15 protein-coding genes are annotated in these 17,133 nt (G+C 53.8%); 3 read left to right on the forward strand and 12 right to left on the reverse strand.

What is annotated here, in order from left to right; genetic code table 11:
- The first annotated feature begins 98 nt into the window (after positions 1 to 98).
- Both RVY89_RS13395 and RVY89_RS13400 read left to right on the forward strand, forming a co-directional pair.
- The gene (locus tag RVY89_RS13395; protein ID WP_484825592.1) at positions 99 to 1,535 is read left to right on the forward strand and encodes an MFS transporter; all 1,437 of its coding nucleotides are present in this window, start codon (positions 99 to 101) and stop codon (positions 1,533 to 1,535) included.
- Between the two features lie 65 nt (positions 1,536 to 1,600).
- On the forward strand, positions 1,601 to 2,845 hold the full coding sequence (locus tag RVY89_RS13400; protein ID WP_484825593.1) for a mechanosensitive ion channel family protein: 1,245 nt from the start codon (positions 1,601 to 1,603) through the stop codon (positions 2,843 to 2,845).
- Between the two features lie 106 nt (positions 2,846 to 2,951).
- Here the strand turns inward: RVY89_RS13400 and pheP are convergent, their stop codons facing one another.
- The 8 genes from pheP to xisR all read right to left on the reverse strand — a co-directional run bounded on the left by pheP (position 2,952) and on the right by xisR (position 12,952).
- Positions 2,952 to 4,340 carry a phenylalanine transporter gene (gene pheP / locus RVY89_RS13405; protein ID WP_371898810.1) on the reverse strand — a complete coding sequence of 463 codons (1,389 nt, stop codon included), beginning with the start codon at positions 4,338 to 4,340 and terminating at the stop codon, positions 2,952 to 2,954.
- A gap of 103 nt (positions 4,341 to 4,443) precedes the next feature.
- Positions 4,444 to 6,627 carry a TonB-dependent receptor gene (locus RVY89_RS13410; RefSeq protein WP_484825594.1) on the reverse strand — a complete coding sequence of 728 codons (2,184 nt, stop codon included), beginning with the start codon at positions 6,625 to 6,627 and terminating at the stop codon, positions 4,444 to 4,446.
- A 186-nt stretch (positions 6,628 to 6,813) separates the two neighbouring features.
- Positions 6,814 to 7,089: a DUF1471 family periplasmic protein YahO gene (gene yahO, locus RVY89_RS13415; protein ID WP_023310654.1), complete on the reverse strand. Its 276-nt coding sequence runs from the start codon at positions 7,087 to 7,089 to the stop codon at positions 6,814 to 6,816.
- Positions 7,090 to 7,238: 149 nt separating this feature from the next.
- Positions 7,239 to 8,270, reverse strand: a complete 1,032-nt coding sequence (locus tag RVY89_RS13420) for an ABC transporter ATP-binding protein (RefSeq protein ID WP_484825595.1) — start codon at positions 8,268 to 8,270, stop codon at positions 7,239 to 7,241.
- A 1-nt stretch (position 8,271) separates the two neighbouring features.
- Complete coding sequence (locus RVY89_RS13425) at positions 8,272 to 9,846, reverse strand: ABC transporter permease (RefSeq protein WP_371898807.1); 1,575 nt, start codon at positions 9,844 to 9,846, stop codon at positions 8,272 to 8,274.
- Between the two features lie 24 nt (positions 9,847 to 9,870).
- A complete protein-coding gene (locus tag RVY89_RS13430) occupies positions 9,871 to 10,887 on the reverse strand; it encodes an iron ABC transporter substrate-binding protein (protein WP_484825596.1) in 1,017 nt (338 codons plus the stop codon).
- A gap of 333 nt (positions 10,888 to 11,220) precedes the next feature.
- Positions 11,221 to 12,441, reverse strand: a complete 1,221-nt coding sequence (locus RVY89_RS13435; protein ID WP_484825597.1) for a cytochrome P450 — start codon at positions 12,439 to 12,441, stop codon at positions 11,221 to 11,223.
- A 262-nt stretch (positions 12,442 to 12,703) separates the two neighbouring features.
- Positions 12,704 to 12,952 (reverse strand): excisionase family protein, encoded by a 249-nt coding sequence (xisR, locus tag RVY89_RS13440; RefSeq protein ID WP_061715832.1) that lies wholly within the window; start codon positions 12,950 to 12,952, stop codon positions 12,704 to 12,706.
- Positions 12,953 to 13,062: 110 nt separating this feature from the next.
- On the opposite strand from xisR, the gene RVY89_RS13445 reads away from it, so the two are divergent.
- The gene (locus RVY89_RS13445; RefSeq protein WP_237716798.1) at positions 13,063 to 13,179 is read left to right on the forward strand and encodes an AlpA family phage regulatory protein; all 117 of its coding nucleotides are present in this window, start codon (positions 13,063 to 13,065) and stop codon (positions 13,177 to 13,179) included.
- Between the two features lie 369 nt (positions 13,180 to 13,548).
- Here RVY89_RS13445 and RVY89_RS13450 read toward each other — a convergent pair whose 3' ends face one another.
- From RVY89_RS13450 to RVY89_RS13465, 4 genes are all read right to left on the reverse strand, one after another.
- The gene (locus tag RVY89_RS13450) at positions 13,549 to 14,712 is read right to left on the reverse strand and encodes a tail fiber domain-containing protein (RefSeq protein WP_484825598.1); all 1,164 of its coding nucleotides are present in this window, start codon (positions 14,710 to 14,712) and stop codon (positions 13,549 to 13,551) included.
- Positions 14,713 to 14,817: 105 nt separating this feature from the next.
- Positions 14,818 to 15,219, reverse strand: a complete 402-nt coding sequence (locus tag RVY89_RS13455; protein ID WP_484825599.1) for a hypothetical protein — start codon at positions 15,217 to 15,219, stop codon at positions 14,818 to 14,820.
- Positions 15,216 to 15,788 carry a Panacea domain-containing protein gene (locus tag RVY89_RS13460; RefSeq protein WP_023296497.1) on the reverse strand — a complete coding sequence of 191 codons (573 nt, stop codon included), beginning with the start codon at positions 15,786 to 15,788 and terminating at the stop codon, positions 15,216 to 15,218. Before RVY89_RS13460 ends, RVY89_RS13455 begins: the two co-directional genes overlap by 4 nt.
- A gap of 389 nt (positions 15,789 to 16,177) precedes the next feature.
- Entirely contained in the window at positions 16,178 to 17,131 is a 954-nt protein-coding gene (locus tag RVY89_RS13465) for a DUF6453 family protein (RefSeq protein WP_484825600.1), read from the reverse strand.
- Positions 17,132 to 17,133 lie beyond the last annotated feature (2 nt).

A 17,133-nucleotide genomic window follows, 5' to 3' on the forward strand; every position in this document is an offset into this window, starting at 1 on the left:
TGCATGGTAGTGCCAGTACCAGTATAAGCAAGAACTGGTACCCGTTTATCTGATGGTAGATGCTACGACCATCTGTTGAATGACGCAATGGAGTTACCATGAAAACGTCAGTTGTTTCACCGGGTCGCGCTGGCCTGATATTGCTGTTAACCGGCCAGATGCTGCCGATGATTGATACCTCAATCACCAACGTGGCGCTGGATGCCATTACCCATTCACTGCACGCTACCGCCACTGAACTGGAGCTCATCGTCGCGCTCTACGGCGTGGCCTTTGCCGTCTGCCTCGCGCTCGGCAGCAAGCTGGGGGATAACTTTGGCCGTCGCCGTCTGTTCATGTGGGGCGTGGCGAGCTTTGGCCTGGCCTCGCTGCTGTGCGGAATGGCGGGGAACATTGAACAACTGCTCGCCGCGCGCATCGTTCAGGGCGCGGGTGCCGCACTGATCATGCCGCAAATTCTTGCCACGCTGCACGTGACGCTCAAAGGTACGGCGCATGCAAAAGCCATCAGCCTGTTCGGCGGCATCGGCGGGATTGCGTTTATCGTCGGGCAGATGGGCGGCGGCTGGCTGGTATCGGCGGATATCGCCGGGCTGGGCTGGCGTAACGCCTTCTTTATCAACGTGCCGATTTGTCTGGTGGTGCTGGCGCTGAGCCGCCGCTTCGTACCGGAAACCCGTCGCGAGACGCCGTCACGCATCGACTGGCCGGGTACCGTGCTGCTGGCCATCATGCTTTGCTGTCTGCTGTTTCCGATGGCGCTCGGTCCGCAGTGGCACTGGTCCTGGCCGCTAAAGGTTATGCTTCTCGCCCTTATCCCGCTGGCCTGGCTGATGGCGCTGAATGCGCGCAAAAAAGAGCGTGAGAATGCCCACCCGCTGATCCCGCCGCGCCTGCTTGCGCTTCGCAGCGTACGCTTTGGCATACTGATTGCGATGCTCTTTTTCAGCGTCTGGTCCGGATTTATGTTCTGTATGGCGCTCACCATGCAAACCGGCCTGGGGATGGCTCCCTGGCAGTCCGGGAACAGTTTTATCGCCCTCGGTGTGACCTACTTTATTTCGGCATGGTTCGCGCCGCGGCTGATTGCCCGCTACAGCACCAGCACCATCCTGCTGACGGGTCTGGCAATCCAGATTACCGGCCTGCTGGCGCTGATCGCCACGTTCCGCGTCTGGGGCATGGAGAATACCGCCCTGACGCTGGCGCCCGCCACCGGACTGGTGGGCTACGGGCAGGCGCTGATCGTGAACAGCTTCTACCGCATCGGGATGCGCGACATCCAGCCTGACGATGCGGGAGCCGCGAGCGCTATTTTAAGCACCCTGCAGCAGGCCGCGCTGGGGCTTGGCCCGGCCATTTTTGGCGCGATTTTGCTGCACGCGCTGCTGAACCATCACGGGGATTACACCCAGGCGGTTAACGTCTTCCTGATGGTGGAAACGGCGATGATGGTGGTGCTTGCCCTGGCGACGCTGCGCATCCGCCATAGCCTGTGCCTGCCGGTGGTGAAGGTCTGCCAGGCCACCAAATAAGACCGTGAATTTGCATAATAGATCCGCAGCCGCCATTATGGGGCTGCAAAAATACAGGAGACGTTATGCAGGAATTGATTGCTCAGGTTGAAGAGTTAGGCATTGAAATTAATCACACCACCTCTTTAGTGATTATCTTTGGTATTATTTTTCTTACCGCCATCATCGTTCATTTTATTCTGCACAAAGGCGTGCTTCGCGCTTTCGAAAAACGCGCGCAGGCCAGCAGCCATTTATGGCTGCAGATCATCACCCAGAATAAACTATTTCACCGTCTGGCCTTTACCCTGCAGGGGATAATTGTCAACGTCCAGGCGGTACTGTGGCTGCAAAAAGGCAGCGAAGCGGCGGAAATACTCACCACCTGCGCGAAGCTGTGGGTGATGGTGTATGCCCTGCTCTCCTTCTTCTCGCTGCTGGACGTGATTTTCAATCTGTCGCAGAAAATGGCCACCGCATCACAGCTGCCGCTGAAAGGGATTTTCCAGGGCATCAAGCTGGTGAGCGCCATCCTGGTGGGAATACTGATTATCTCCCTGCTGATTGGTCAGTCCCCGGCGATTCTGATAAGCGGTCTGGGCGCCATGGCCGCCGTTCTGATGCTGGTGTTTAAAGACCCGATACTGGGACTGGTGGCGGGGATTCAGCTTTCCGCCAACGATATGCTCAAGCTCGGCGACTGGCTGGAGATGCCGAAATACGGTGCCAACGGCACGGTGACGGACATCGGCCTGACCACCGTGAAAGTGCGCAATTTCGATAATACGATTACAACCATTCCGACGTGGGCGCTGGTCTCCGACGCCTTTATCAACTGGAGCGGCATGTCGGCCTCCGGCGGGCGACGCATTAAGCGCAGCCTGAACATTGATACCACCAGCATTCATTTTCTCGACGAGCAGGAACAGCAGAAACTCATTCAGGCGAAACTGCTGAAGCCCTATCTGGCCGCGAGACATGAGGAAATAAGCCTGTGGAATCAGAAGAACGGTGAAGGGGAATCGGTATTAAATCTGCGTAAAATGACCAATATTGGCACCTTCCGCGCCTACCTGAATGAATATCTGCGCAACCACCCGCGCATTCGTAAAGATATGACGCTGATGGTGCGTCAGCTAGCGCCTGACGCGAATGGTTTGCCGATTGAAATATATGCCTTCACCAACACGGTAGTCTGGGCAGAATATGAGGAGATTCAGGCCGACATCTTCGACCATATTTTCGCGGTGGTAGATGAATTTGGGCTGCGTATTCACCAGTCCCCGACCGGGAACGATATTCGCGCCCTATCGGGTGTTGTCGCCAGATAATCTTTTTGTAGGCCCGGTAAGCGAAGCACCTCCGGGCGAAAAGGCAGGTGCAGTCTGGTGCCCTCCCCCCCCCGCCCTCTCCCACAGGGAGAGGGTGAAAAGCGTGCTACTTTTTGCGGGAAAGCTTGAACGTCACAAACAGGAAGATAACCCACACCGGCAGCAGCATCGCCGAGAGACGCATCTCATCCATGGTGCACATCAGCACCAGAATCAGCCCCAGGAAAGCGATACAGATGTAGTTCCCCGCCGGGTACAGCAGCGCTTTGAACTGCGTCTCTCGCCCCTTGCGGCGCATCGCGGCGCGAAAGCGCAGGTGCGCCAGGCAGATCATAATCCAGTTTAACAGCAGCGTGGCGACAACCAGCGCCATCAGCAGGCCAAAGGCCTCTTTCGGCAGCAGATAGTTAATCAGCACCACCAGCGAGGTGATAGCACCGGAAAGGAACAAGGAATTCACCGGCACGCCGCGACGGCTGACGCGGGTGAGGAACTTCGGCGCGTTGCCCTGTACGGAGAGGCCAAACAGCATGCGGCTGTTGGAGTATACGCCGCTGTTATAGACCGACAGCGATGCAACAAGAATGACGAAGTTCAGCGCGGAGGCGACCACGTTGCTGTTCAGATCGTGGAAAATCATCACGAACGGGCTGCTGTCGGACTTCACTTCCACCCACGGATAGAGCGCCAGCAGCACCACCAGCGAGCCGATATAGAACAGCAGAATCCTGTACACCACCTGGTTGACCGCTTTTGGAATGCTTTTATGCGGGTCGCGCGCTTCGGCAGCGGTAATGCCAATCAGCTCTAATCCACCGAAGGAGAACATGATCACCGCCAGGGAGAGAATCAGCCCTTTCCAGCCGGTTGCCAGGAAGCCGCCGTGCTGCCACAGGTTGTCGATAGTGGCCCGCTCGCCGCCGTGGCCGGAGAACAGCAGCCACAGGCCAAAGCCGATCATACCGATAATCGCCAGCACCTTGATCAGTGCAAACCAGAACTCGGTTTCGCCATACAGGCGCACGTTGACGAGGTTAACGGCGTTAATGATGATGAAGAAGGCCGCCGCCCAGATCCACGTCGGGACATCCGGCAGCCAGTACTGCATGTAAATGCCTGCGGCGGTCAGCTCCGCCATCCCCACCAGCACGAACATGACCCAGTAGTTCCAGCCGGAGAGGAAGCCGGCAAACGGGCCCCAGTATTTATAAGCAAAGTGCGCGAAGGAGCCTGAAACCGGCTCTTCAACGACCATCTCGCCAAGCTGGCGCATGATCAGGAAGGCGATAATCCCGGCGATACCGTAACCCAGCAGCACCGCCGGGCCAGCCATCTGAATAGCGGGGCCGATGCCGAGAAACAGCCCGGTACCGATTGCGCCGCCAAGGGCAATTAACTGAATATGTCGATTTTGCAAACCACGTTGCAGCGTCGGATTCTGATCCGACGAGGCTTCAGCGCTACCATGGCCTGAAGCGGATGACGCGTCTTTCACGTCCTACCCCTGTCTCTTTTTTAGAAGGGGCACGTTTTAACACTTCATGCTGGAGGTAGCAAGGGATTGGGGCATCCCTGCCCCGGATAACGAGATGGAACGCTTAAAACGCGTAGCCAACCGAGACCTTAAAGGTCCGCGTTTCGCCCTGCGTAATATAGGTACCGGAATCGTCCACGCTGGCCCAGTAGTTTTCATTGGTCACGTTGTCGATGCCTGCGCGCACGGTCATCTGGTTTGCATTGTGGTTCACCGCGAAGCGATAGCGCATCCCCAGATCCAGCGTGGTGTAGCTGTCCAGCTTTTTGGTGTTTGCCAGGTCAGCGTACTGCGCGCCGGAGTGGTTCACGCGGGCGGTGGCGGTCAGGCCATCAATCGGCTTGATGTCGTACTCTGCGCCCAGCACGGCGTAAAAGTTCGGAATACCGATCGCATCGTTACCCTGATTCACACCATTTTTGGTTTTGGTCAGTTCGGCCTGCAGCCAGGTGGCGCTGGCGTTCAAACGCATCCCCAGCAGGGGCTCGCCGAAGACGTTCAGCTCCACGCCGCGGTTACGCTGCTCGGCGTCCAGGCCGTAGTGACCGTTGTCGTCAAGGATCGCCGACGGCATCTTGATTTCAAACAGCGCAAGCGATCCGCCCACGCGGCCAAAGTCCGCCTTCACGCCCACTTCGTTCTGCTTAGAGTGAACGATACCGGTGCTCTGGCCGTAGTTGGTGGCGGTATTAGGCGCGGTTTTGCCCGGCTGCAGCGCTTCGGTATGGTTAGCATAGAGGGAGATTTCCTCCCACGGCTTGTAGACCACGCCGTAGGTTGGCATCCATCGGCTGCCGTCGAAGCCGTCTGCCGCGTTTTCCGCACCGGTAATTTTGTTATACCCGCGAATGACCACTTTCTGGTGGCGCGCGCCCGCGGTGAACAGCAGTTTGTCGTCCAGCACGCCCAGGGTATCGCTCAACAGCCAGCCCTGGGTTCTGGTACGTCCGCTGGTCAGCGGGTCGCTGTACTTTCCGCCAGATCCGTTGAAGTTGGTGCTGTCCGGCATATCGACCCCGGTGTTGTGATAGATGTTGGTGGTCGGGTTATCCTTCGCCGCCGACATTTTCCACGCGATCTTTTCGTTTTTGGTCATCGCCGAGTAGCCGACGTTGACCTTGTGCGAGATAAAACCGGTATCAAAGTTACCGCGAATGCCCGCCATGCCGCTGACGGCGTCGCTGATGCGGTTGGTATCCAGACGGCTGACCGTTGCCTTACCGCTTTTATCGACCAGCTTCGGCGCGCTGTAGATCCCTTCCTCATGCGCGTGCTGCGCGCCCAGGCCGGTATAGGCGGTCCAGCCGTCGGTGATGTCGTACTCGCTGCGCCACATCCCGAACTCGTTTTCGATGTTGCTGTAGGCCCACTTCTGCGAGAAGTTGCGATCGTTTTTCGGCGGCTCGGGCACGAAATCCACCGCGGAAATATTGACGCTGGTCGGGCTGCCGTGGAAGGTTTTCTTCTGATAGCCGAGATCCAGCGAGGTGCGGAAGCGGTCACCGCTGTAATCTAGGCCGGTAGAGAGCAGCGTGGTGCGGCGGCGATCGTTCGGTATGCCGGTTTCCCCTTCGCGATGGACCAGGTTCACCCGCGCGCCGAACTGGTCGTTGTCGCCGTAGCGACGTCCCGCATCCAGCGTGGTGCCAATCTGAGAATCTGAGGTGTAGTCGACGCCCACTTTCGCCTGCGGAAGTTCGCCCGCGTGTTTTGGCTCAAGGTTGATCATCCCGCCCACGCCGGAGCTCGCCGCGCCGTTCATCAGCGAGTTGGCGCCTTTGAAGATCTCGATGCGATCGACCATCTGGGTATCTACTACCTGCCGCGGCAGCACGCCGGACAGACCGCCAAAGGTCATGTCGTCACCGTCAAACTTCAGGCCGCGGATGCGGTAGGTTTCCGCGCTGTTTCCGTACCCCTGAACGAACTGCACGCCCGCGTCGTTCGCGACGACATCGGCAATGGTTTTCGCCTGCTGATCTTCCACCAGCTTCGAGGTGTAGCTGATGATGTTGAACGGCACGTCCATGGCGTTCTGCTGGCCCAGCATCCCCATGCGCCCGCCGTTCGCCACCTGCCCGTCAAGGAAGGCCGGAACCAGCTGGTCACCACCGGGTTTGAAATCGCTTGCTGGTGCAGCCTGGACGACGAGTGTGTCCTCTTTTTGATCGTCCGCCGCGAAGGCGGAATGCGTCACCGCGCCAACGGCAAGCGCCAGCAGCGTCTTGTGTATATTGGTGTTGTTCATCGTTAACCCATTTGAAAGTGCGCGCAAAAATGACCCGTTGTCGGGCCTTAGAATGTATTGGTAGCAATGCAAATGAGAACTATACGCATTATCTATGTGTTAGCAAGCGTAACCGCGAACAACAAGACGAGGGGGGTAGACAGGGTGAGGAACAACCACCCCGTTTCGGGGGTGGCTGCAGTGACGTTATTTTTTCTTGTAGATATTGGCCGTACCGTGAATTTTATTGTTTGTGTTCCCAGACGTGAGCACCAGGACATCCGCGCCTTTCTTATCGGCTTTCTCAATCAGTTCTTTTTTCGCATCATCCACCGATACTTCATTCGAGGTGTTTACCGTACCGATTTTTTTATATTGAGATGCAACTTTTTTGAACTCGCTTTTAGTGAGCAGCTGAGCAGCAAAAGCATTGGTTGTAAACAGTAACGCCGTTCCCAACAAAATAGCAGTCGTCTTTTTCATAACCTTTTTCCTTGAGATTAATCAGCAACTACGAAAAACCTCACGCAGTGTGGTGAGGTTTTATGAGCATGGTAGAGAATCTCAGGAAATGCCATACGTTCAGGAAAATTGTTTTATAACAACCCGTTGCATGAAATTACTAACGAATATTAAGAATATTCGAATACACGCGCGACGCCAGCAATATCAATGCGTACCGCCGTGCCCGGGTTCCATCCTGGCTGGCTGACGGTCTTCAGGGTCACGGGCTCGTGCTGCCCGGCGAGCCCGAGGGTGAGCGTCGACAGGTGGCCGGTAAAGTCCACATCAAGAATTGAGATCGGGCTTTCATGTGGGGCACATGCCGTCACGCTCAGTTGCTCCGGGCGCAGCATCACTCTGCCCTGCCCTGTCGCCTGCGCGTTGTCCGTGGGCACCTCACCCAGGGCGCAAAGGGCGTAGCCCGCGGTGAGTTGCGCAGGCAGGAGCAGCGCATCGCCAAGAAACAGCGCGGTCTCTTCGTCAACCGGACGGGTGTAGACGTCATAAGGCGTACCGACCTGCGTGAAGCGTCCGGAACGCATGACGGCAACCTGTGTGGCAAAGGACAACGCTTCGTTCTGATCGTGGGTGACCAGAATCGAGGCAACGCCCGCTTCGGCCAGCAGATCGGCCGTTGCCTTACGCGTCATCGCGCGCAGGCCGGTATCGAGAGCCGAGAATGGCTCATCCAGCAGCATCAGTGAAGGACGCTGGGCCAGCGCACGGGCAAGCGCCACGCGCTGCTGCTGTCCGCCGGAAATCTCGTGGGGCCAGTGTGTTGCGAGCTGCCTGTCCAGCGAGACCATCTCCATCAGCGCCTCAACGCGCTGGCGCTTGTCGTGGCGGGTCCCGTCCAGCCCCCAGGCAATGTTATCTGCAACATTGAGGTGCGGGAACAGCGCACCCTCCTGAGGCACAAAACCGATCCCGCGCAGGTGGGCAGGGACAAAACGGTTTTCATCAAACAGCGTTCTTCCCTGCATGACAATACGTCCGGTGTCGGGCGTCTCAAACCCGGCAAGAATACGCAGCAGCGTGGTTTTCCCTGACCCGGACGGCCCGACAATCGCCGTCCTGCTCCCCGGCGCAACGCTCAGGTTTAAGCTGTCGAGCACCTGCACATCAGCAAACGATTTAGAAATGGCGGTTAATTCAAGCATGTCATAGCCCTGCAATTTTTTTCGACTGCATATAGAGAATGGCGGTCAGCGGGAGTGAAATCAGGATCATCAGCATCGCGTAAGGCGCCGCAGCCACATAGTCAATTTCGCTGGTCAGCGCCCAGAATCCGGTGGAGAGCGTGCGGGTGCCCAGGGGAGAGAGCAACAGCGTGGCGGTCAACTCGTTGCTGACGCCGAGGAAAACCAGCGCGGCACCCGCCGCCGCTCCCGGCGCGGCCAGGCGCATCGTGACGCTCCAGAGCGCCTTCGCGGGCGTGCTGCCAAGGCTGCGCGCCACGTTTTCCAGCTCAACCGGTGCCTGCGCAATTCCCGCCCGCAGGTTGATGAGCGCACGGGGCATAAACATCAGCAGGTAGGCAAGAAACAGGGTTATTTCCGTCTGGTAAATGGGGCGGGCGTAATGAATGGTGACGGTGACCAGCGCCAGCGCCGTGACAATGCCCGGCAGTGAACTGGTGATATAGATGCACCCTTCCAGCATCCGGAAGATACGGTGCGGATAACGGATACCGAGCCACGCGATGGGGATCACGCACGCCGTCGTCAGCAGCGCGCCGCCCACGCCGAGCATCAGCGTCTGGCGCAGCGAGTGCCAGAGATCGGCGCTCATCCAGTTTTCCACACCGCCAAGCCAAATCCAGCGACACAGGACAATTAACGGCACGCCCAGCGCCAGCACGATCAGCACGATGAAAAACAGCTGCCCCAGCGCGGCGGCCGCAGGCTTCAGCGGCCAGCGTTTCTGTTCCCGCGCGGCCCCGGCGCCAATGCGCGCGTAGCGTGCTTTTCCGCGCGTCACGCCTTCCAGCACTAAGATAGCCAGGCAGCATAACGCCAGCACGCCCGCCAGCATGTTCGCTGCCGGGCCGCTGAAGGTAGACTGAAACTGGTCATAGATTGCCGTGGTAAAGGTATCAAAGCGGATCATCACGTACAGACCATATTCCGCCAGCAGGTGCAGCGCCACCAGCAGCGCGCCGCCGCAGATAGCCAGCTTGAGCTGGGGCAGCACCACGCGGAAAAAGACCCGCCACGGCGGGGTGCCGAGCGAAGCGGCGACATCTTCGAGCGTCGGGTCAAGGCGACGCAGCACCGCCGCAACCGGCATATAGATAAACGGATAGTAGGCAAGAACCGAGAGGAACACCCCTGCGGAAAGCCCATGCATGGACGGGACAACGCTCACCCATGCATAGCTTTGCACAAACGCGGGGATCGCCAGCGGGGCGACCGCCAGAGCAGACCAGATCCCTCGCCCGGCAAGCTGCGTGCGCTCTGTGAGCCAGGCTATCGCTACGCCCGTCACGATGCACAGCGGAACCGCTAAAGCCGTCAGCCACAGCGTGTTGCTGAGCAGCTCAGCAACACGCGGGCGAAACACCAGCGCCTTAATGGTTTCCCAGCCGGTCTCAATGCCAATGGCAATGATAAAACCCAAAGGCAGAAGCGCCATTAATGAAAACAACACAGCTAACGCAACCATCGGGAGTGCAGGACGCCTGCGGGCAGGCTCCTGCACTCTGTTTTTTCCGATGTCGAGACTCAGACCAGACATAAGACGTTCACTTCACTCTCAGGATCACAGCAGACCGGCTTGCGTCATCAGCTCGATAACTTTTTTACCGTTGAGCGTTGAAGGTTCAACTTTCGGCGCATCAAGATCTTTCAGCGGGACCAGTTTCGGGTTGGAGGCCGCGTTCACGCCCACTGCATACTCAAAGGCATTGTTGGTACGCAGACTTTCCTGACCTTCTTTACCGGTAATGTATTTGATGAAGGCCTGCGCCTGCGCTTTGTGTTTGCTGGACGCCAGCACGCCACCGCCGGAGAGGCTTACGAACGCGCCCGGATCCTGGTGTTTGAAGTAGTAGAGCTGGGTGTTTTTGCTGTTTTCACCGGTTTTGGACTGATCGACAAAGCGGTAGTAGTGATAAATCACGCCGCCATCAATCTGGCCGGCATTGACTGCCTTCATCACGGTGCTGTTGCCTTTATAGGCAACGAAATTGGCTTTCATCGCCTTCAGCCATTCCAGGGTGGCCTTTTCGCCTTTCAGGGCCAGCATCGCGCTCACGATGGCCTGGAAATCCGCGCCTGACGGTGATGCCGCCCAGCGGCCTTTCCACTCGGGTTTTGCAAGATCCATCAGCGATTTAGGCAGCTGCTGTTCGTTCAGCTTCGCCGGGTTATAGACGAATACGGTGCTGCGGGCGGCAATGCCGATCCAGCGACCGTGGGCCGGACGATACTCTGCCGGTACCTGCTTCAGGGTGTCTGCATCCAGCGGCGCAAACAGGTTGGCATTATCCACCAGCACCATTGACGGCGAGTTTTCCGTCAGGAACACGTCTGCCGGGGACGCGCTGCCTTCCTGAACCAGCTGGTTACCCAGTTCGCTGTCATCGCCGTTACGCAGAGTGACTTTAATGCCGGTTTCTTTAGTAAAACCGTCAACCCACGACTTCACCAGGTTTTCGTGCTGCGCGTTATAAACAACGATACCTTCGTTGTTATCGGCGGCAACTGATTGTGTGGAAAGGAAAAGGGATGAAGACAACAAGGCAAGCGAGAAGCAGGACAGCAGGCGAGAATTCATGAAGATATCCTTTATAGACCAACGGGATTAACAACTCATAGCTTTGTGGGACAGGATTAAAGCATACAACAACGCTAATGATAATTAGTATCAATCCAGTTTACGCGTAAAAGTGTAAAATTTCTTTTTTATGGAATTTAAAATGATAAAAAACCAGAATTAAGAATGGACGAAAATATAGATTAAGAAATCCTTAAGGGCGGCGCTAATAAAAGATAATTAGCACTCTATTTATTAATCCGTTATTTAAACGAAAAGAAAAGAATAAAAAGTTCCAGGCCGCAGGGCATAAGAAAAAAATGATTCCCTTCATGTCATCGTCCTGTTATGGCACTAGTCGATCTTAAGCGGAAGTGTCTCCAGCGTTCTCAGGATCAGGCTTCTATTCGACCATTTCGCCTCGCCGTCAAGAGCGATAATCCCTCGCTTGTTCAAGGCCGTCGCCAGGTTTTCAGCCTGAAACTGTGCCAGCAGCTGCCCGATGCACTGGTGCACCCCTGCACCAAATCCCAGCTGTCGCTGTGCATTCTTTCTACCCGGAATAAAGCGCGACGCCTCTTCAAATACGCGTTCATCCCGGTTGGCGGAGCCAAGGCAAAGCAATACGTTATCCCCGGCCTTCAGTTCACGCCCCAGAAAGTGCACAGGAGCCGCAACCTTCCGCCTGCCCATTTGAAGCGGGGATTCAAAGCGCATCGTTTCGCTTACCATCTCTTTCATCCGCAGCGTGTTATTTCTGACACCCGCCTGCAATTCCGGATGCAGTGCCAGCATATAGAGCAGGTTTCCGGTTAATGCTTCGCTGGTTTCACTGCCGCCGATAAGCATCGTGACGCAGTCCGTGCTAAACCGCTCATAAAGCGCATCCTCCTGTCCGCCATATCCTTTCAGCAGGCTGCGATAAAACAGCGAGTCGTAACCTTCTCTGTGCGCCTGTGCAAGCTGGCGAAAACTATCATCCAGACGGGATAGCGCTTTAATCAGCCTCTGAAGCCCCTCACGGTCGATGGCGCTGGGATCCAGCAATAGCCTGATGGCACTTTTCTCTTGCTCCACCACCTCCTGTTGCGCCTGAGGCAGGTTAAGCCACGCGGTGAAAACCTTCCCCCATAGCGGCGCCGCAATCTCGCGAATTCCGTCAAACGGGCGAATTGTGGGTAAAGCGGCTACCAATGAATGTGATTCGTGTGAAATGAGTTGGGTTAATGCCCCCCAGGATTCGCCGGTAAACAGGGCCTGCAGAGCCTGACGGTGAATGCGATGAACACTGCCCTCCTCAAAAAGGACAATGCCGTAAAGAAGATCCCGAAGCCGAGGCGGAAGGTTAAAAGACTCTTTTTCCAGCGCAGCATGCACATCTTCAGGGATACCTGAAGAGACGAACGCACGCTCCTTCATTGCCTGATACACGTCCTGATAGCGGGTAAGCACCCATGTTTTCCCGATTCGCGTCACCGGCTGGTGGTTTCGCATATGGTGATAGACGTCATGAAGATTTTCCTGAAAGACAGGTGAGGCAGGATTAAACCGAAGCGCTTTGTCGACATATGCCATGGGTGAGCCCTCATCACAGGATTAATCACCATTGAGTTAAGCAGGGATATGTTTCAGTTCAAGTTTGGCGATGGAGACTGGGGATTACTGGGATCAAATGGCCCCTGTAGGATTGAAACTAAGTGTGCAATTTTATGATTTTAAATATAAAAACATGTTAAGAAAATGAGATGCACCCCCAATAATACCCCCAAATGCAAACGAGCAAAGCTATACCAGAAACATTCGCACTTTCAGTAGAGTGTTTCCTGTCCAACCAACGTCATTTGCGTTGACGTGGAACGGCAGGTTTTTGTCTCTCAACCCAGGCATCGACTTCTAACCGATTATACATTATCGGACTGTTATCCTTAGGCTGACAATCGCCTGAATAGTGTCGATACTCCCTTCCCTCCATCCATGATTTTTCCCGTGCAGATCTGATAGCGTTCTTTGTGAGGCCCGTGATCGCCATCAGTAAAGACTCAGTAACCCATTTATTAGGCTCTATTCGAACTGTTTGATATTCCATAACCTACACACAATTTTAAACGAGGAAGACGACAGTTGAGCATATATTTGATGGGCCTGAAAGAGGTTTGCCGCACTGTTGGGTTCAAAAAAACGGCTATTTACAAGTAGATGAATGCGGGTGAGTTCCCAAACTCTATCAAGATAGGCAGTTCCGTAAGGTGGGTATCAACAGAAGTGGAAGCGTGGATCACTGAAAAAGTTCGAGCATCAAGGGAGGATAAATAGCGGTAAGGTTAATTTTTACCTCCGCACATTTTCAAAAAGTCCACGACTAAAGGAAATATATGCATGATGCCCAAAGCAAGAACTAACCTTTCTGATGATTCTTTCATCGACATGCTTTACATGACAAATGACTCAGGCTTTACAGCCCGTTACTTCTACAAACTCATAAATAACGGGGAATTCCCCGCTCCGATAAAGTTTGGCAGAATGTCTAGATGGTTATTGAGGGATTATTCTGAATGGAAAACCAGACATATTGAGAAAAGAGATAGCAAAATGCATTTGAAGTAAAATACACTTCGGTAGCTTGGCATGAACACTGATCAACCAGCCGCCGCCCGTTCTTGCATAAGACGGGCGGCGGCTTTTTCAGCTTCCAGACTGAAGCGCTTCCACTTTCAGGGTTAACTCTTCAACTTTTTCCATTAATGCGAGAATAGCCTCATGATGAAGCGCTGCGGAAACACCCGTTGTATCGACTGAAAGGACATCTTTAACTTCGGAGCCATCCTCCATCGTCATGGTTTGTCCAAAACTGTGCACGGCCTCAGGAAATACTTTCTGAACATCCTGAGCAATAAAACCAAAACCCGTTGCACCTGAATCAAGACGACGCCAGGAATAGCCTCTGAGTTTATTCATCGCCTCCAGTGGGTCAGGAATAACGTTAATATTATCTTTGATTCTCCGGTCTGAACTGTTTACCCACGTCCCTACTGCCTGTCCGTTCGCATTAAATTGCCAGTTAACTGGATTGCTCGCATTGTCCGGTTTTAAAACCAGAACGATGCTTTGAAGGTTAGCTCCACCGCCCCTTGCACCACCTATTTGCCAATAAGTTCCTGTTCCAAACCAGTACCCTTTGATTGAATTAACGTAAAACCCCGCGTTAGGGTTGTATCCATCCACAACATTAAACTCTATATGGTTGGTCATGATCTGACCCTGATCGGTTTTCCCCTGGGATAGAGTCAACGACGGAACAGCCCCGCCTGGGCTTATCGATACAGGTGTTGATATTGCCCCGCCTGTCTTATTGGCTACAGAGTTCAGACGAGAATCATCACCGGAGGCGACCGTTCCCGCAGTCGTTCCAACGTTCCTAGTGGCACTGTTTCCTAAACCAGATAGTTTGTCAGAAAGATATTTCCATGACGGGCCGGTGAAGGTAGTGCCGTCTGGCAGCTTAACCGTGATGTTTCCGGCAGCACTGTATACCTGCTGCCAGTTCTGTTTGTCGTAATTCAGTCCACGCAGCGCCTCAGCACTTTGTGCCACCAACGCAGCAGTAACCATGTTCAGCGCCACACGGGGAACCGCTGACCAGGCAGCTCCGGATTGTGTAGGCCCGGTAAAGTTGCTGACCAGCGTCAGTTGGGTATTGCTCTCGACAGATTTCACCGGCAGCGTGTACGGCACACCGCCCACAGTCGAAACGATGAAATCACCCGCGGCAATTTCGGTTGAGAATGAAGTTCCAGTACCGCCGACAACAGCGGACCCGTTTGTCAGGGTTATGGTTCCTGCAGACATATGGACTCCTGAATTTAGGGAATAAAAAAACCCGCCGAAGCGGGTGTGACAAATATAGGAAAGCAAAAACCCGCCAGGTGGCGGGTTTGGTTATTTGCAGAAATATTAGCAGTGTTTCTTCCAAAACCTTCTGATTTTAGGTTCCACTTCGTCTGATATGTCGAAGCCGTTTAGTATCCGAATGAAAGCCTCATCTTCTATATCAGATGGCTGAGGTTTTATACTTCCCTCATGGACTTTTTTATCTATGCTGCCGACCTTCCAAATAACAGCTCTTTCATAAACCACATAGCTATCATGGCGCACAAACGGATGATCACCTGCTTTTAGAATGCAGGTTGGATCATATGGAACACCTGCCTTCACGCTCGATATATTGACAGCAAGAACGCAGTCACAACCATCTATAGGATAATGCACAGGGTCATTACATATGACATGCAGATGATCTACGCTGCCGCTGAGCGCTAAAACTGTACCTTTCCTATATGGTTGATATTTAGTCATCTTAACTGAGCACTAAATTCCATTAGCTCTTCTGATTCGCTCATATGCTGAATGATGTTATTGGCCTCTTCCTCTGTTTTGCCTTCAAACATCAAGATTAGCTTTCTGTCGATTGGCTTATTAGAATTGCCTACATCTTCCCACTCAGGACAGAACTCTTTTAGATGGGTCATATCCCTGAGCTCAAAGCGATTCATATGCCCAAACTTGGCGTAAACACCATCGAGTATTCTTAGGTCGGATCGGCTTAAACTGTCGAGAACCTCATCCACATCAACCTTTCTTGGGTCATGGCGAAGAACCAAGTCAGTCCCTTCCGTTTTCAACAGCCTAAACCAGTACTTTCCGCCCTTTTTATGTTTGTTGCGAATCAGATCCAGAGTGTTTGACATCACTGGACCATGTTTCATTGAAAAAAGGTTATCCTCACCCATCATCCTGCCCCTCTCAATGAGAGAACTGCGATTTGAAAGGTAAAGTAATTTCATTAGCTTCAGATATGCCATGCGCCCGCCACGTTTAAGTAGCAGGTAAGCAGCCATCTGAGCTACTTTTTCTTCGCAAAACATAGTTGAACCTCTAAATCAATAATGAAAGTACATCTCTACAACGATTTTATAGCCAGCTATAGCTTTTAAGCAATCTTCATTTAGTCAAGATAGCCCCACGTTCGACGATGATCACGATGGCCACTTTGCAAGTTAACATCACTTTCGAAGAAGTTACCCCTCAGGTAATAGTATACTATTGTCACGTTCTCGGGAGATAGGCTGGGCCTATGATCCGGTTGAAGAGTTCAAGAATATCGTAAATAGCACTTTTTGCACAAAACGCATGGCTTGGTTGGAATGCAGGACAACAAAGATTGCTGTAATATTTCGCCCCCTCCGAATGCCTAGGCTAAATTTTAACCACGTCGTTCTTTGAAAAATCAACCAAAAACCGCCAAAGCGGGCTCTCAGTAAATTGCATCAATGACGGGGATGGTAAGACTTGTCAGCCTTCGCCCTACGACACTGTATTGCGATGTCCATGAAGCGGCATTTCTTCCCCTCCCGGCGCGCACCAGATTTCCATTACGGATAAGTCCAGCCCATTTTATGTAGTCCCAGCCTGTGTAGACCTCGCTGTTATAGCCATAGCGCCCAAGTAGTATCATGCCCTCACCAATATCGGTGTTTGACCATGACGGCGTATAGGTCTGGTTTCGATACACAAACGGCCTGCGCGTGGTGGAGAACACGCAGACACCACCCTTTATAATATTCAGGCCTCTTCCCGGGGTCGGGCTTACGCCACTGGCAAAAATAGCGATCTGCATGGTAACGGTCGCATCCTGATCGAGGCCAGAATGGTCTTTTGTTGCAATAATATTTGAACCGTCAAACTCAATTGTGACGTTATCAGCGCTCCATTTCGCAAACACCAGATAGCGATCACGGGATATATTTGTCGTCGGTGTGGCCCAGCTCCCGGTGAAAGTGACGGTGCCGCGCCAGACGCAGTAGCCCGACATTGTGGCATCAGTGATTGAGAGGAAATCAGTGCTGTCTTGAATCAGTAGCCCTCTTCCGGACGAGGCAGGGAGTATTTGCCAGATAGATGCGTCAAAGGTTTTTGCACGCCCCCAGTTATCACTCCACCAGGTATTCATGGTGATGGTGTTACCTGATACGGTAAATCCATCCAGCATGCCGATAGTGGGAATGAGGTTTGTCCCCCTGTTAAGTTTGTAAACGGTATTTCGTGGGATAACGACGATCTGGCTGCCATCCACGCGCTGATTAATCGTGTACTGGTTAACATCCCATGCTTCGCTGACGTTCTGGCAAAACGAAGGGCAGCGAAGCCCGGCAGTTATTTCCATTGCCGGTCCGCCATCAGCGTAGGTAATACGTAATCCTTTTGGCATAG

The organism is Enterobacter sp. 3U4, from assembly GCF_057224565.1.